Annotated in this window: 14 protein-coding genes, 1 pseudogene and 1 other annotated feature; of the genes and pseudogenes, 2 read left to right on the top strand and 13 right to left on the bottom strand. The window is 62.6% G+C overall.

What is annotated here, in order from left to right:
• Positions 1-7: 7 nt before the first annotated feature.
• From ACXYMS_RS16375 to ACXYMS_RS16365, 3 genes are all read right to left on the bottom strand, one after another.
• Complete coding sequence (locus ACXYMS_RS16375; protein WP_458907890.1) at positions 8-910, bottom strand: ABC transporter permease; 903 nt, start codon at positions 908-910, stop codon at positions 8-10.
• Positions 907-1,833 carry an ABC transporter permease gene (locus ACXYMS_RS16370; RefSeq protein ID WP_458907889.1) on the bottom strand — a complete coding sequence of 309 codons (927 nt, stop codon included), beginning with the start codon at positions 1,831-1,833 and terminating at the stop codon, positions 907-909. The genes ACXYMS_RS16375 and ACXYMS_RS16370 overlap by 4 nt, the downstream gene beginning before the upstream one ends.
• A 66-nt stretch (positions 1,834-1,899) precedes the next feature.
• Positions 1,900-3,471, bottom strand: a complete 1,572-nt coding sequence (locus ACXYMS_RS16365) for an ABC transporter substrate-binding protein (RefSeq protein ID WP_458907888.1) — start codon at positions 3,469-3,471, stop codon at positions 1,900-1,902.
• 164 nt (positions 3,472-3,635) lie between these two features.
• On the opposite strand from ACXYMS_RS16365, the gene ACXYMS_RS16360 reads away from it, so the two are divergent.
• Entirely contained in the window at positions 3,636-4,304 is a 669-nt protein-coding gene (locus tag ACXYMS_RS16360; RefSeq protein WP_458907887.1) for a GntR family transcriptional regulator, read from the top strand.
• A gap of 1 nt (position 4,305) precedes the next feature.
• Here the strand turns inward: ACXYMS_RS16360 and ACXYMS_RS16355 are convergent, their stop codons facing one another.
• The 6 genes and pseudogenes from ACXYMS_RS16355 to ACXYMS_RS16330 form a co-directional block, all read right to left on the bottom strand.
• Complete coding sequence (locus tag ACXYMS_RS16355; RefSeq protein ID WP_458907886.1) at positions 4,306-5,529, bottom strand: cytochrome P450; 1,224 nt, start codon at positions 5,527-5,529, stop codon at positions 4,306-4,308.
• 208 nt (positions 5,530-5,737) lie between these two features.
• Positions 5,738-7,009 (bottom strand): MFS transporter, encoded by a 1,272-nt coding sequence (locus ACXYMS_RS16350; protein WP_458907885.1) that lies wholly within the window; start codon positions 7,007-7,009, stop codon positions 5,738-5,740.
• 105 nt (positions 7,010-7,114) lie between these two features.
• A complete protein-coding gene (locus ACXYMS_RS16345; RefSeq protein WP_458908018.1) occupies positions 7,115-7,249 on the bottom strand; it encodes a TraR/DksA family transcriptional regulator in 135 nt (44 codons plus the stop codon).
• Positions 7,250-7,384: 135 nt separating this feature from the next.
• Complete coding sequence (locus ACXYMS_RS16340) at positions 7,385-8,239, bottom strand: universal stress protein (protein ID WP_458907884.1); 855 nt, start codon at positions 8,237-8,239, stop codon at positions 7,385-7,387.
• 14 nt (positions 8,240-8,253) lie between these two features.
• The gene (locus ACXYMS_RS16335; protein ID WP_458907883.1) at positions 8,254-9,741 is read right to left on the bottom strand and encodes a SulP family inorganic anion transporter; all 1,488 of its coding nucleotides are present in this window, start codon (positions 9,739-9,741) and stop codon (positions 8,254-8,256) included.
• 218 nt (positions 9,742-9,959) lie between these two features.
• Positions 9,960-10,011, bottom strand: a sequence feature (sul1 is cis-regulatory element that is thought to sense ions involved in sulfur or methionine metabolism; They are found in Alphaproteobacteria).
• A gap of 330 nt (positions 10,012-10,341) precedes the next feature.
• Positions 10,342-11,065: pseudogene (locus ACXYMS_RS16330) on the bottom strand (MauE/DoxX family redox-associated membrane protein).
• Between the two features lie 228 nt (positions 11,066-11,293).
• On the opposite strand from ACXYMS_RS16330, the gene ACXYMS_RS16325 reads away from it, so the two are divergent.
• A complete protein-coding gene (locus ACXYMS_RS16325; protein ID WP_458907882.1) occupies positions 11,294-12,160 on the top strand; it encodes a DUF305 domain-containing protein in 867 nt (288 codons plus the stop codon).
• Positions 12,161-12,200: 40 nt separating this feature from the next.
• Here ACXYMS_RS16325 and ACXYMS_RS16320 read toward each other — a convergent pair whose 3' ends face one another.
• The 4 genes from ACXYMS_RS16320 to ACXYMS_RS16305 form a co-directional block, all read right to left on the bottom strand.
• Positions 12,201-13,178: a 2Fe-2S iron-sulfur cluster-binding protein gene (locus ACXYMS_RS16320; protein WP_458907881.1), complete on the bottom strand. Its 978-nt coding sequence runs from the start codon at positions 13,176-13,178 to the stop codon at positions 12,201-12,203.
• The gene (locus ACXYMS_RS16315; RefSeq protein ID WP_458907880.1) at positions 13,175-13,447 is read right to left on the bottom strand and encodes a glutaredoxin family protein; all 273 of its coding nucleotides are present in this window, start codon (positions 13,445-13,447) and stop codon (positions 13,175-13,177) included. Before ACXYMS_RS16315 ends, ACXYMS_RS16320 begins: the two co-directional genes overlap by 4 nt.
• A gap of 125 nt (positions 13,448-13,572) precedes the next feature.
• Complete coding sequence (gene wrbA, locus ACXYMS_RS16310; RefSeq protein WP_458907879.1) at positions 13,573-14,184, bottom strand: NAD(P)H:quinone oxidoreductase; 612 nt, start codon at positions 14,182-14,184, stop codon at positions 13,573-13,575.
• A 14-nt stretch (positions 14,185-14,198) separates the two neighbouring features.
• Complete coding sequence (locus ACXYMS_RS16305) at positions 14,199-14,354, bottom strand: hypothetical protein (RefSeq protein ID WP_458907878.1); 156 nt, start codon at positions 14,352-14,354, stop codon at positions 14,199-14,201.
• Positions 14,355-14,413 lie beyond the last annotated feature (59 nt).

Genomic DNA, 14,413 nt, shown 5'->3' with positions numbered 1-14,413 from the left:
TTCATGCTCACAGGCTTCGCCCTCGCAGCGCAGGATTGATGCGGTCGGCCAAGGCGTCGCCCACCAGGTTAACCGACATGACGGTAAGAAGGATCGCGAGCCCCGGGATCATGCAGAGCCACCAGGCCGAGGTGATGTAGGAGCGCCCGTCGGCAATCATAGAGCCCCAGGATGGGGCGGGTGGTGGAACGCCGACGCCAAGAAAGCTCAGCGAGGCTTCGAGCACGATCACCACGCCCACCTGCAAGGTGGCGACGACGATCAGCGACGGGGCGATATTGGGCAGGATATGACGCCAGATGATCTGGAAATGCGAGAGGCCCGAGGTGCGCGCCAGATCGACGAAATCCTCGCTGCGCACCTTCATGGTCTCGCCACGCGCCATGCGGGCATACTGGCTCCACAGCACCAGCGAAATGACGATGATGATATTGGTAAAGCTCGGCCCCGAGATTGCCCCCAGCAGCAGCGCCAGGAGGATCACCGGAAAGGACAGTGCCAGATCGACCAGACGCATCAGGATGCGGTCGGTCCAGCCGCCGAAATAACCCGACATTGTGCCTACTGCCGTGCCGATGGAGCCGCCAATGGCGATGACCAGCACGCAGACCGTGAGCGAAATCCGCGCCCCGGCAATGATGCGCGAGAGGATGTCGCGGCCCAGCCGGTCGGTGCCGAAAACATGCACCCAACTGCCGCCCTCCCGCCATGCCGGCGGGTCGAGACGCGCCCGCAGGGAGCCGGACAGCGGGTCATAAGGGGTGATGAACGGCCCGAACAAGGCCACCAGAACGAACAGCACCAGCAGGACCAGCGCCAGCCGCACGGTCCAGCCGATTTCGTTCCAGAAGGCGGCAATGGGCGCCAAGACGCTTTGCGCCCGACCCGCTGTTTGGCCCTGCACGCTCATCGCCCGCTCCTGCGCATGCGCGGATCGACCAGAATATAGAGGAGGTCGACCAGCAGATTGGCCATGATGAAGAGGGCCGTGATCACCAGCACCACGGTCTGCACCACCGGGAAGTCGCGCGCCAGGATGGATTCATAGGCCAGCCGGCCGATGCCGGGCCAGGCGAACACCGTCTCGACCACCACGGCGCCGGTGATCATCACGGCAAAGAAAGTGCCCATGAAGGTGATGACCGGGATGAGGCTATTGGCCAGCGCATGCTTCCACACCACCACGAATTCGGACAGGCCCTTGACCCGCGCCAGCTTGATATATTCGCTGCCCAGCGCCTCCAGCATGCTGGAGCGCACCAGCCGCGTGACTGCGGCCAGGGTGAACAAGCCCAATGTCGCGGCCGGCAGCACAAAATGCTGCCATTGCCCATGACCCGAGGTGGGCAGCCAGCGCAATTGCACGGCGAAAATGTAGATGAGCACAATGCCCAGCCAGAAGCTCGGGACCGACTGGCCGATCAGAGCCAGCAGGCGGGCGGCGATGTCGATGGGGGAATTGCGCGCAACGGCGGCCAACACGCCCAGCGCCACGCCGACCATGAGAGTAAAGGCCAGCGCCACTCCAGCCAGGCTCAGCGAGGCCGGGAGCCGCGACCAGACCAGATGCAGGGCCGGCTCGGCGCTTGCCGTCAGCGAGTGACCGAAATCGCCGCTCAGCGCATTGCCGATGAAGGAGAGATATTGTTCGGGCCAGGACCGGTCGAGACCCAGATTGACGATCATTGCCTGCCGGTCGGCTTCGGTCGCCCCATCGCCCAGCATCAGCGCCACCGGGTCGCCGGTGATCCGCGAGAGCAGAAAGATCACGAGACTCATCAGCAGCAAGGCAATTGCTGATTCCCCGACGCGTATGGCGATGGTCTTGAACATGGGGCCATTTCGAAAAGCTGATCCCGGCGCCACTCTGAAATTGTGGCGCCGGGCTCCGGGGGGATATTATTGGGCCTTGGTGACCCGGTCGAAGTTCCACACATAGGCCGTGGTGATGTCCCACTCGCCCACCTTGTCACTCACCCCATAGGGCTCGTTGGCCAGGGCGATGAACACGGCACCGGCCTCGTCGCGCAGATATTGCCCGATACCGGTGAAGAGCTGTCGGCGGGTGTCAGCATCCTGCTCCTGGCTGAACTGCCCGATCATCGCTTCCAGCTCGTCCGAGGTGAAGCTGGCGAAGAGACTGGATTCCATGAACCCGGCTTCGAGCCCATTGGCGGCGCTGGCAAAGGGGAAGCCGCGATGGGTCCAGACATAATCAAGCGACCTTCCCTCGGTCCATTCGGTGCGCAGCGACGGCCAGTCGACCGGCTCGATCGTGGCGTTGACGCCCACATCCTGCCAGTAGAGCGCCACCGCTTCCGCCATCAGCGGCAGTTCGGCCCCCGGTGCGGTGGTAAAGGTGCGCAGGGTGATGTCGAACCCATCGGGATAACCGGCTTCGGCCAGCAATTGCCGCGCCATCTCTGGATCATAGGGATAGGGTTCGACATCGGACCAGGCCGGCACCGGCGTATCGCTGGCGGCAACCGTGGCTTCGCCCTGGAAGAGCTCGTCGATGATGGTCTGCTTGTCGACGGCATAGTTCAGCGCCTGGCGCACTTCCCGCTTGGCCCAGGGGGCGTCGGGATTGTAGCGCTCGTCCGAGGTCTGGACCAGGCCGCCAAAGCGTACCACCGGCGACCAGGTCGCTTCCGCCGACACGATCCGCAGGCCCGCCTGCTCGATGGTGGGGATGGAGTCAAAGCTGATCGGCGCGATATCGGCCTCGCCGGTCTGCAGCATGGCAACGCGGGTCGATTCCTCGGGCACGACGCGGAACACCACCGAGGTGAATTCGGGCTGTACGCGCCAATGACCTTCGATATCGTCGCGCAGGGTCATGGTGATGACCGAGCCTGCCGAGGCGCTTTCGACCACATAGGGGCCCGTTCCCACCGGCATGGCCGCACCCTCTTCGCCGCCCAGGCTTTCGAAATAGGCCTTGGAGACGATGCCCAATTGCTGGGCGGCGCCGAAATAGCCCTGGGCCAGTTCGAAATCGGGATAGTTGAGGGTGACGACCACCGTCCGTTCGTCCGGGGTTTCCACCGAGGCGATGGCGCGGCGCATGACCGAAGCCGGGCCGGCGCGGGAATCCTCGCCGATCAGACGCTGGATCGAATAGGCGACGTCGGCAGAAGTCATTTCGCCATGGCCGCCCGAGAACATCACGCCCTCGCGCAGCTTGAACGTCCAGACCGTACCGTCCGCGTTCATCTCCCAGCTTTCGGCCAAGCCGGGAATAGTCTCGCCGGTCTCGGAGTCGATATAGGTCAGATATTCATAGGCCAGGTCGAGATAGGTCTTGCGCTGGCCGCTGCCGCCCCAGGGCGTCATGGTTTCTTCCGAAAAGGTCGAGAGCGCCACGATCAGATCGTCCGCCTGGGCAAGCGCCGGCATCGTGGTCAGCGGCAGCAGCGCCGTGGCGCCCATCAGTACCGCAAGCGACAATCCGGCAGTTCTGCGTGTCATCCGTTCCATATCTTTCCTCCCATCAGCTATGGCCCGATGAGTGAATGGTTATGCAATAGAACTATTAAGTCAACAAAATTGTCGACTATCCGTGATCTGGTTTGACGGAAGGGGTGCACCGGGGTAGCTTTCGCCACCCTCAAACCCCTCGCGGAGCCAAAGGAATGGATGACCGGCCAGCGGCCGTGCCGCTCACGACCGGCGTCATCGCCGAACGGATCAAGTCACGGATTCATTCGGGGGCCTATGCACCGGGCCAGCGGCTGATCGAGATCGACCTTGCCGACGAATACGACGCCGGGCGCGGCCGCATAAGGGAGGTGCTCAAGACCCTTGTCGGTCAGGGCTATCTGGAATTCGTTGCCAATCGCGGCGTCTATGTCCGGCGCTTCACCCGGGCGGAAATCCTTGAAATGGGGCGGGTGCGCGAGGTGCTCGAAGGCCTCTCGGCCCGGCTGGCCGCCGAGACTCAGTTGAGCGCCGAGCAGCGGACAGCGCTGGTGAGCCATCAACAGCGTCTTGATGCCGCCGAACAGGCGCATGACATCGACAGCTACAACAATGAGAATTTCGCCTATCACGCCACGATCTGCGCCCTAGCCGGCAACCGGCATGTGGACGAGTTCCTGCATCGGGTACGGCTGCCGCTCTACAGGCTGCAGCTGCCGCGCAATTTTTCATCCGATTCCATGGTGGCCTCCAATCGCGGCCACCAGGTGATCACCGCCGCCATTCTTGCGGGCAATCCCGACGCCGCCGAGGCCGCCATGCGCAGCCATGTGCGCGAAGGCAATGCCCATGTGCTGCGCCTCTCCGAGGACCATTTCAAATAGGCTAGAGGAACCGCACCGGCACCGAGAGGGGCCCATATTCGGGCCAGGTCGTCATCGGCGTCGGGCCTGCCAGTTCCCACCCATTGGTGCGGCCGATCAATTCCTCCAGAGATATGCGCAGCATCAGCCGGGCCAGCGGCGCGCCTGCGCATTGATGCGGCCCTAGCCCGAAGGCGACATGCTGCCGGCCCTCAGGCCGGTCGAGCCGGAACGTATCGGGGTCCTCGAAGATTTCGGGGTCGCGATTGGCCGAGGTGAAGGCCAGGGCGATGGGCTCGTCCTTGCGGATGCTCCGGCCGCCGATCTCGACATCGGTCTTGGCCGTCCGCGCAAAGCCACGATAGGGCGTATAGAGCCGCAGCAATTCCTCCAGCGCCGCCGGGATCAGCTCCGGCTGGGCCTTGAGCATGGCAAAATGCTCGGGATGGCGCGCCAGGTGCACCGCCATTGACCCGGTAAATGTCGTGGGCGCAATGATGCCTACCACCAGCAATTGCCGGATCGTGCCCAGGATCATTGCATCGGGCAGCGGCTCGCCCTTATCGTCGCGCGCTGCAAGGAGCGCGCTGGTCGGATCGCTGTCGGGGCTCAGGGGATTGCGCTTGCGCTCGGCGATGATGTCGCGCGCCACCTCATAGAGGAAGAGGCTGGTCTGCTCGAGCTTTGCGGTGTCCTTCACCTGCAAGGCATGGTTGAAATCGGCCCCGATATTGCGGATCTTCTCGGCCTGCTCGGCCGGAATGTGGAAGAACTCGGCCAGTACGAAGATCGGCAGCCGATAGGAAAAGTCCACACAGATATCGGCCTCGTCCTGCGCCACGACCGGCGTGAGCAGATCGACCACGATCTGGCGCACTACCGGCTCCCAGGCCTTGATCTTGTGCGGCCGGAACAGCGGCGAGATGGCGCGTCGATAGGGCGTGTGCTCGGGCGGATCGAGATGCAGCGGCGGCCGCCGGCCCGACGTCGCCACGCGCGGCACCACATTCTGGTTGGCGGTCGAAAAAGTCTCGGTGTCGGCCAGCACCCTGACCACATCCTCATACTTGGTGACCACCCAGAACCCCTCGAAATCGGCGCTATGGGCGACGGGGCACTTGCCGCGCAGCTGCTTGAACATGGCATGTGCGTCGTCGAACCCCTCGGTCACGTCGGCATCGAATTCATGCAGATCATTGCGGGGCGGCACGAAGGCCTTAGGGGCGGGACCGGCTGGAGAAGTCATCGTCACCTGCTGCGGGTTGGCAATCTCCCCCGGAGCGAGGAAATCTGAAGATTGTCGACAATAAAGTCGACTAAATGCCAGGTCAAGTCGCCGCGCGACGTCGAAGGCAGTCCCGGTGGTAGTGGAAAAAAGGTCGGTTCGATGCGGCGACCATCAGGCCAGTCCATAGGCCGCCATTGCCGGAGGCCCGGTTATCCGCACGGAGGCGTCAGGCCACGAGCGCCGCCCGCCGCGACATTTCCCGCCAAAGCGCGAAATAGGTCAGCGAGCCGGCGACACAATAGGCGGCATAGCCGAAGGTCTGTGCCGTTATGGGCGCACCGGCATCGATCAGGAATCCGGCGATCCCCGGTCCCAGGGCCGAGGCGGCGACCAACGCGGCAGTTGCCAGCGAGCGGATGGCGCCGATATGGGCCGTTCCGTAGATTTCCACCCAGAGGGCGCCCACGACCGGGTTCATCATGCCCTGGGTCAGGCCGATGCAGGCAAAGACGATCGGCATGGACCAGATCGGCTCCACGCTCCCCAGGATCAGGCTTGCCAGCGCTAGCGGCAGCAGCACGACGGGCATAAGCCGCCAGGCCCCGAAGCGGTCGACCAGAAAACCGGCGACGATGGAAGAGATTGCCACCGAGAGCGAGAGGAACGGGAACAGGGCGGTGAAAGTGGTCAGGTCCCAACCCTTGACCTGGATCAGATGAGCCTGGTGGAAGATATAGAGCGTGCCGATGGCGGGCGGCGCCATGATTCCCGGCAGCAAGGCATAGAAGAGCGGGTCGCGCAGCACACGCGCTCTCGTCCATTGCGCGCCGGTGGGCTCGAGCGAGGTCATGCCATCGGGATTGGCGATGACCGGGCGGCCCTTGCGCCCCTCGGGCGGGTCGCGCAGCAGGAACCAGATCGCCGGCACCACCAGCCCTACCAGAATGGTGGCCGCGCCAGCCCATACATTGCGCCATCCAAAGGCCAGGATCGACATTGTCAGCACAAAGGGCAGGATGGCGTCGCCGATGGTAAATCCCAACCCGGCAAAGGAGAGCGCCCGGCCGCGGAACCGGTTGAACCAGCGCGACATGGTGGTCATGGCGACATGGCTCAGCATGCCCTGGCCGAAGAAGCGCAACAGCGCCAGCGCCGCGACCAACACGGCGACATGGCCCGCGCCGGCCATGACCAGGGCCGTGGCGGCCAGGCCGAGCATGCAGATGATGGCCAGGCGCCGTGCCGGAAATTTGTCGGCCACGACCCCGGCGAACACCAGCACGCTGGCGCTGGCAAGTGTGGCCAGCGTGTAGAAGCCGCCGAATTCCCCATGGCTCAAACCGAACTCGCGGCGCAGGGCAGTATTGAACTGGGCAATGAAGTTGGTCTGCCCCGGCATGGTCGCCAGCGTCATCATGGCGCCACCGGCGATCCACTGGAGCTGGCGGCCCGTCAGTTCGGACAGCGGCGGAGACTTCTGCGGGGCAGGAACAGACACGATATGACTTTCCCGGCGGAGCGCCGGCGGCAATGGATGAGATGAAAAGCGGGCCCCAGATGGGACCGAAGGCGGGTCGGTTCAGCCTAGCACCAAGCCTTGCCCCTACCCAGCGTTCCTTTGCGCGCAGGCAATGCAAAGGCTTGCCGCCGGATCGATCTCGAGGCGCCGGAGCGCAGTGGGTTCACCGCAGTCCCGGCAGTCACCGAATTCGCCGCTTTCCAGTCGTCGAAGAGCCATTTCCAAGGCCACCTTGCGAGCCTGGCGCCGCTGGCCCGAGGGCCGCGCCGGCGCCTGCCCCTGCATGGCATCCATGCGGAAGGACGCCCGACGCTTCGCTGGTCGAGCTGCACGGAGCGCGACCGGCCGGTGTTTCTAGCGGAACAGCATGACCGGGCGTTTGACCGAGCGCACCATTTCGGCGGTGGTGCTGCCGATGATGAAGCTGCGAATGCGCGAATGCCCATAGGCGCCCATCACCAGGAGGTCGATATGGTCGGCCTCGGCATGGCTGGCGATGACCTTTTCGGGCTCGCCGTCCTCGATATGGGTGTGGATGGTGTAACCGGCGCTGCGCAGCACATTGGTGGCGGCTTCGAGCTTGCCGCGATTGTCCGCATTGTCCTTGCCGGCCATCACCAGATGTCCCTCAAGGCCGGGGAACAGCTTGCCGGTGGCGATGTGGTTGATCGCCTTCATCACACTTGGGCCGCCATCGAAGGCGACCAGGAACCGCTTGACCGGCTGGAAGGCCCGCGAGGCGACCAGAACCGGCCTGGTGCTGGTGCGCACCACACGTTCCAGATTGGACCCGAGATGGAGCCTGGCAAAATCGGCCGCCTCGCCGCGCTTGCCGATCAGGATCAGGTCGGCCTCGTTCTCCAATTCCTGCACCGCCTCGACCACGTCGCCATTGCGCAGCCTACCAATGGCGCTCGTCACACCCGCATCGAGCAGCCGCGTGACGCCGGCATCGACGATCAGGCGACCACGTTGCTGGGCGAGCTTGGCGCGCTGGGCATCGTGCTCGGCGAGTTCGTTGAGAAGGCTGGTACGGGCGCCCAGCTCGATGCTGCCAGAGAGGTCCGCCGGCATGCTCGAGAGGTCACGCCGCCCGATGACATGGACGACGTCGACACTGGCAGCGATGGTGGTGGCCACCCAGGCGGCGTGATCGAGCACGCTCTGGGCATAGGTCGAGCCGTCGATGAAGGCGATGAGCTTTGCCATTGGTCGTTCTCCTCCTAATGTCCCATGAGGCGTTCGAGCGCCCCGGGCTTATCATGAATGGCCAATTGGTCGACGATGGTCTCGCTGGCTTCGTTCAGCCCGACCAGGTTCACTTCGGCGCCCTCGCGGCGGAATTTGAGCACGATCATATCGAGCGCCTGGACGCTCGATATGTCCCAGATATGGGCGTGGGTGACGTCTATGGTCACTCTTTCGAGGCTCTCCTTGAAATCGAAGGCGGCGGTGAAATCCTCAACCGAGGCAAAGAACACCTGGCCCTCCACCCTATAGGTCCGCTCCCGGCCATCCTGGGAGAGCACGGAGGTGACGCGGAAGATCTGCGAGATTTTCCAGGCAAAGAAGATGCCCGACAACAGCACGCCGATCAGCACTCCGATGGCCAGGTTATGGGTGTAGATCACCGTCACCACTGTCGCGACCATGACGATGGAGGAGCTGCGCGGATGGGTGGCCAGGTTCCTGATCGAGCTCCAGGAGAAGGTGCCGATCGAAACCATGATCATGATGGCGACCAGGGCCGGCATGGGAATCTGGCTGACCAGGTCCCCCAGCACCAGGATCATGAACAACAGGAACGTGCCGGCGCAGAAGGTCGAGAGCCGGCCACGCCCGCCCGATTTCACATTGATGACCGACTGACCGATCATGGCGCAGCCGGCCATGCCGCCGATAAAGCCGGTGGCGGTATTGGCAATGCCCTGGCCGATACATTCCTGGTTGCGGTCGCTCTTAGTGTCGGTCAGCTCGTCCACGATCTGCGCCGTCATCAGCGATTCGAGCAGGCCGACCACGGCCACCGCAGCCGAATAGGGCAGGATGATCATCAGCGTCTCGAAGGTCAGTGGGATTTGCGGGATTAGGAACACCGGTAGCGTATCGGGCAGTGCGCCCATGTCGCCCACGGTGCGGACATCAAGGCCGAGCGCCAGGGAGAGCGCCGTCAGCACCACGATGCAGACCAGCGGCGAGGGCACGGCCTTGGTGATGCGCGGGAAGAGATAGATGATGGCGAGCCCGCCCGCGACCATCACATAGGTCAGCCAGGTGACATTGATGAGTTCGGGGAGCTGCGCCATGAAGATGAGAACCGCCAGCGCATTGACGAAGCCGGTCATCACCGATTTCGAGACGAAGCGCATGACATAGCCGAGCCTCAGGAACCCCGCCCCGATTTGCAACAGCCCGGCGAGAACCGTCGCGGCGAGCAGATATTGCAGGCCATGATCCTTGACCAGGGTGACCATGAGCACGGCCGTCGCAGCCGTCGCGGCCGAGATCATGCCGGGTCGACCGCCGACAAAAGCGATCAGCACGGCAATCGAGAAGGAGGCGTAAAGACCCACCTTGGGATCCACGCCGGCAATGATGGAAAAGGCGATGGCCTCGGGGATCAGCGCCAGGGCCACGACGAGCCCGGCGAGGATGTCCGCACGGATATTGCCGAACCATTCGGCGCGCATTCTGGGAAGGAAATCTTGCATCTGGGGTCCATCTTGGGGGCCGCCGTCAGAAGGGTCTGAGGGCTGGTGTCGAACAGGACGGTTCTGAAGCAGGTCGGCGGCGGCAACGCCCCTCGGGGGCCCTACAAAACGCGATCACCTGCCTGGGAACACCCTCATATCGGGGCTGCATCCGGGACAACTGACCGGCAGCCGAACGCTTCAGGCGTTCCGTTGCATCGATGTTCAAACGATCTGGTAGGTGACCGGGGGATAGGCGCCCGGAGAAGCCACCCGCAAGGCGGGTCCGACGACAGCCCCGTGAATGCCCCAGATGGCCGGCGCATTCAAGACTTAAATCCAAGCAAAGGAGCGAGGCCAGCCTCCAACGACCACACCGGCGCATGCCGGCCTTACATCGTGCGGGCGGCGGCAGTCGTTCAGATGATGTGAAGAATTGGCGCACCCGCTGCGACATAGATGGGCACTGCAATTGCTGGGAAATTTCTCTTCCTATGGACCGATGAGCGGCAGCTTTGGGCCGCCACCCTAACATTCCAACTCGCTTGGCCAATGACCGAATTGGGGCCGTTTGCGGTCAGTCGGGTTCCGGAGAGCCGAGGCCAGATAGCGGACCATTGGTTAGGCCGCCGAAAGCATGACTCTTGAAACGAGCATCCAGAGGGCCATCGCAAACATCATCAGGTTTTCAGTGAGCGACGCAAAGCCTAGGGGCACATTGCTTGAGCCCCCAACGCACGCGCATTTGAGCTCACGCCGATCAATATAGACTGCCTTGAATACAGACATCGCTCCCACGGTACCGATAAAGAGCGCAATCGGAACCGAGAGCCACATGAACGCCCCAGATATCATCAGGAGCCCCGCGATGGCCTCGGCATACGGGTAAATGTAGCTGTAGGGCACCCATCGCCGCGCAAGAAGGTCGTAGTTGAGAAACATCGTGCTGAATTGTTCGACATCCTGCAGCTTCAGCAGCGCAAGGGCCACCATCGAGAAGCTGATGAACCATTCCACTGTGCGCGTCACGCAAGGCGTTCCATACGCTGCATAGCTGGCTGCAATGGCGGTGAGGGCCATGAGTGCGAACAACACGATGATCGGACGGTAGCTGGTGGCTTCGGGGCCAGCGACCGGCTTTCCGAAAAGCGCCGAAGTTCATCATGGCCGCCAATTCTGGAACCATTGATGAATGTCTGCGGTGTGGTTTCGACCTGAGCTCGCGCTTGAACGCGTCAATTTCTTCCCTGGATTTGAGGTGATGGTCCTCCACCGTGTGGCCCGCCCGTTCAAAGAGACCTTTTGACTTCAAGCCATAGGGGAAAATGCGGTAGGGCATGATCATACGATATCGGGAGTTTTCGCTGAGCGGGTCGTATGCTCTTGAGGCATGATGTGTCTCCCCGTTGGCGCCCGACGAACACTGGTCCCCTGTCATGGATAGAGTGCGGAGCAGCAGTAGAACTTCCACCTTTCTTGAATTTCACGGCGGTCACGTCGTTCTAATCAGCCAATGGTGCAACCTTCCCACGTGGAAAGGTCATTTCCCCATCAGACAACGGTGGAGGACCCGATGAAATATGGCCGCTTTTTCCTGATGATCGCCACGTCGACCGTGGTGATGTTCGGTCTGATGTATCTCAATACCTATCTCTTCAGCCATGTCTTCTGGTCGGAGACGCGGGCCTGGATGGCACTGGTGATGGGCGGAGCCATGGCCGTGATCATGCTGGCCTTCATGCTCTCCATGTACAAGAACAAGGTGCTCAACATCGCCATCTTCGCGGGTGCCGCTGTGGTTTTTGGACTGTCGTTATGGCTGGTGCGTAGCCAAGTGACCGTCGACGACAGCGACTACATGAGTGCGATGATTCCTCACCATTCCATCGCCATCATGACTTCGTCGCGGGCGGGTATCGAAGACGGCAGGGTGCGCAAGCTTGCCGACGAGATCATCTATGCCCAAGACAAGGAAATTTCGGAAATGAAGTATCTGCTGGCCTCTATTGCCGAAGACGGCAAACAGCCGGCCGATCCGAAAGATCCTGCGCCGCTGGTCGACAGCGTCGAAGCCGCCCTAGCCAGCGCCGATGTGCCTGCCCTCGATCCGCAATTCCTCGCTTCGGAGGATGTTTCCACTGCCTTGCCTGAAGGGGCCATATGCACATTCTTCTATACCGAGGACAGTCAGCCTGCCCTGGCGATCGGCCCGGGCAGCACCGGCACCATCGCAGTGGTCAAGCTGTCCGGTGATGTGGTGCGGATCGAGGGGAACAGCATGGGCGCGTTTGCCGCAGGCGACCTCAGCCTGACCCTTGCAGGCCGGGACGGCCAGGAGATAGCGGAGTTAATGGACCAGGAGGTGCCCCAAGTGATTATGGAGCTGGCAATAGGGGACCAATTGCAGGCTGGCTATCTGGGTTATCTGCGCTGCCAATAGACGGAATGGATCAGCGGTGGGTCACCGCCGATCGGTCCGATTATCTGGCGGCCGCGGCGGCGCTCAACTCGAACCTGTCGGTCAGAATGACGCCGGTGAGGCAATGCCGAGCCGACACCAGTTCCGCTGCCGCGTCAACAAAGCCCGGCGGCCCGGCGATGTAGACCTGCCCTGACAGCAGGTCGCAATCAAGCTGTCTGATGGCCTCAGCCAAAGGCGATGCCGATGAGTTCCGCGCAACAGCGCCGGTCATGATCGCCTGATAGGTGAAACGGGTGTCTGCCTCGGCCGCTCGCGTAAAGAGGCCATTGAGATAGAAGCCTTCGCGCTGGCGCGCGAAGGAGACCAGGTGCACCCGTCGGCCGTCGTTTGAGTTCAGAATCGACTGGACTGGAGCGTGGCCGGTGGACGCGGCAATCGCAAGGATTGGTCCTGTCGCCTGGTCGGCGCCGATGGCACTGCCGAACGGTCCGGACACCCGAACAGCGTCGCCCAGTTCGCGTTCTTCGGCAAGGAGGCCCGAGGCGCGGCCACCGGCGATTGCGCGGATATGAAACTCAAGCTCAAGCGCGCCCTGTTCGCTGGCTACCGAGTAGCTGCGGGTGATGCCGGGCGCCAGTTCGATTTCGAAGAACTGTCCGGGTGAAAAGGCAATCGGCTCATCGGGCCGGAGCACCAGCCGATAGATTTCGGGCGCCATAGAGTACAAGGCAACGATCCGGGCCCGAGCACCCGCCACGACTTGATCATTAGCCCAGGCGACGGCAACGTCCGTTAGTGGAACGGCACGACATGCCAGGATATTTCCGGCTGCCCTGTCCGAAGCATCGAGCGCGAAGGGAGAGTGCTGCAGCATCGTGACTTCGCCCGAAAGGAGGCGAGATTTGCAAGCCCCGCATCGGCCGGACCGGCAACTATGGGGAAACGGGACACCAGCGTGGAGCGCGGCGTCGAGCACAGTCTGCCCCTCGGCTACGGCGATGCGCGATTGGGTCTGGGGGAGACGAAGGGTGGTCATCGTCCGGCTCCAAACAGCTCCGGCCAGTCCTCGCGCAACTTGTGGCACTGGGCATCGTGGGTGCCGTAGTAGATCTTGGTCCCGATGACCGTGATGGGTGCGACCCGGACGCCGGATCGTGCCTTGGCCTCATCCGCGACTTCCGGGAGGGAGAGATCGCGCTCTTGATAGGTGATGCCAAGCTGATCGAACCAGAGCTTGAGCTGGCGACAGTCCGGGCACGTGGGAGTCGTATAAAGTTCAATGGTTGGAAAAGATGACGTCTGCATGTTGCACCTATCGGGTTGGTGCTGTCTGTCATCGGCCTTCCAACGCTGGCCGAGTCAACACCAGCGGGCATTAATTGAGAGTGGCGGAGATGCTGATCTCCGCCACGAGGTTCAAGCGGCGAGGTTCAAGCGGCGAGCTTGTGAGCGAGGCGGGAGGCGACCGTGGCCACGTGATGGCCCTGAAAGCGTGCGCCCTCGAGTTCGGTCGCAGTTGGCATCCGCTCGCCGTCACTGCCGACGATCGCTCTAGCACCATAGGGACTGCCGCCCTTGATCTCATCCAGGCCGGACTGCCCCGCGAAGGTATAGGGTAGACCGACGACGATCATGCCGAGGTGGAACAGAGTTGGCATGGCAGAAAGGATTGTCGTCTCCTGACCGCCATGCTGGGTCCCCGACGTGGTGAAGATCGCGCCCACTTTACCGACCAGGGCATTGCGAGACCAGAGACCTCCGGCCCGTTCCAGGAATGCAGGCATTGGGGCGGCCATGGAGCCGAAACGGGTCGGCGTGCCGATGATAATGGCGTCGAAATCTGCGAGTTCATCGATGTGAGCGAGCGGTGCCGACTGGTCGATCAGGTGGCCGTCCCTTTCGGCCACCGACAAAGGCACAAGGTCCGGCACTCGGCGGATGGAGACGGATGCTCCAGCTTGGCTGGCGCCTTCAGCGACGGCATGCGCCATGGATTCTATGTGGCCCCAGGCTGAGTAGTAGAGAACGAGTACGCGAGTCATTTTGTGTATTCCTTTCAGATGGATTGACCGAAGTCGCCATGCCCGATGTCCTTGAGCAGGTGCGGATTGAGAGGCGGCCGTTTTGCCTTGCGTCGAAACCACGCGAGGATGCCGATCCGACGCCCGGTGGCCTGTGGTGGGTCGAGGTAGAGGGAAAAATCTTCGAACATGCTGATCTGCCGAAGCGGGGGGGGGGGGGGGGGGGGGGGGGGGGGGGGGGGGGGAGTTG

Source organism: Devosia sp. CAU 1758, from assembly GCF_054482695.1.
The sequence above is the reverse complement of the archived record's forward strand: the minus strand, read 5'-3'. Positions and strand labels throughout refer to the sequence as shown.

Bases quoted from the DNA above. Each gene is read 5' to 3' on its own strand.
- ACXYMS_RS16375 (WP_458907890.1), bottom strand. From the start codon at position 910: ATGAGCGTGCAGGGCCAAACAGCGGGTCGGGCGCAAAGCGTCTTGGCG.
- ACXYMS_RS16370 (WP_458907889.1), bottom strand. From the start codon at position 1,833: ATGTTCAAGACCATCGCCATACGCGTCGGGGAATCAGCAATTGCCTTG.
- ACXYMS_RS16365 (WP_458907888.1), bottom strand. From the start codon at position 3,471: ATGACACGCAGAACTGCCGGATTGTCGCTTGCGGTACTGATGGGCGCC.
- ACXYMS_RS16360 (WP_458907887.1), top strand. From the start codon at position 3,636: ATGGATGACCGGCCAGCGGCCGTGCCGCTCACGACCGGCGTCATCGCC.
- ACXYMS_RS16355 (WP_458907886.1), bottom strand. From the start codon at position 5,529: ATGACTTCTCCAGCCGGTCCCGCCCCTAAGGCCTTCGTGCCGCCCCGC.
- ACXYMS_RS16345 (WP_458908018.1), bottom strand. From the start codon at position 7,249: ATGGCTCTTCGACGACTGGAAAGCGGCGAATTCGGTGACTGCCGGGAC.
- ACXYMS_RS16340 (WP_458907884.1), bottom strand. From the start codon at position 8,239: ATGGCAAAGCTCATCGCCTTCATCGACGGCTCGACCTATGCCCAGAGC.
- ACXYMS_RS16335 (WP_458907883.1), bottom strand. From the start codon at position 9,741: ATGCAAGATTTCCTTCCCAGAATGCGCGCCGAATGGTTCGGCAATATC.
- ACXYMS_RS16325 (WP_458907882.1), top strand. From the start codon at position 11,294: ATGAAATATGGCCGCTTTTTCCTGATGATCGCCACGTCGACCGTGGTG.
- ACXYMS_RS16320 (WP_458907881.1), bottom strand. From the start codon at position 13,178: ATGACCACCCTTCGTCTCCCCCAGACCCAATCGCGCATCGCCGTAGCC.
- ACXYMS_RS16315 (WP_458907880.1), bottom strand. From the start codon at position 13,447: ATGCAGACGTCATCTTTTCCAACCATTGAACTTTATACGACTCCCACG.
- wrbA (WP_458907879.1), bottom strand. From the start codon at position 14,184: ATGACTCGCGTACTCGTTCTCTACTACTCAGCCTGGGGCCACATAGAA.
- ACXYMS_RS16305 (WP_458907878.1), bottom strand. From the start codon at position 14,354: ATGTTCGAAGATTTTTCCCTCTACCTCGACCCACCACAGGCCACCGGG.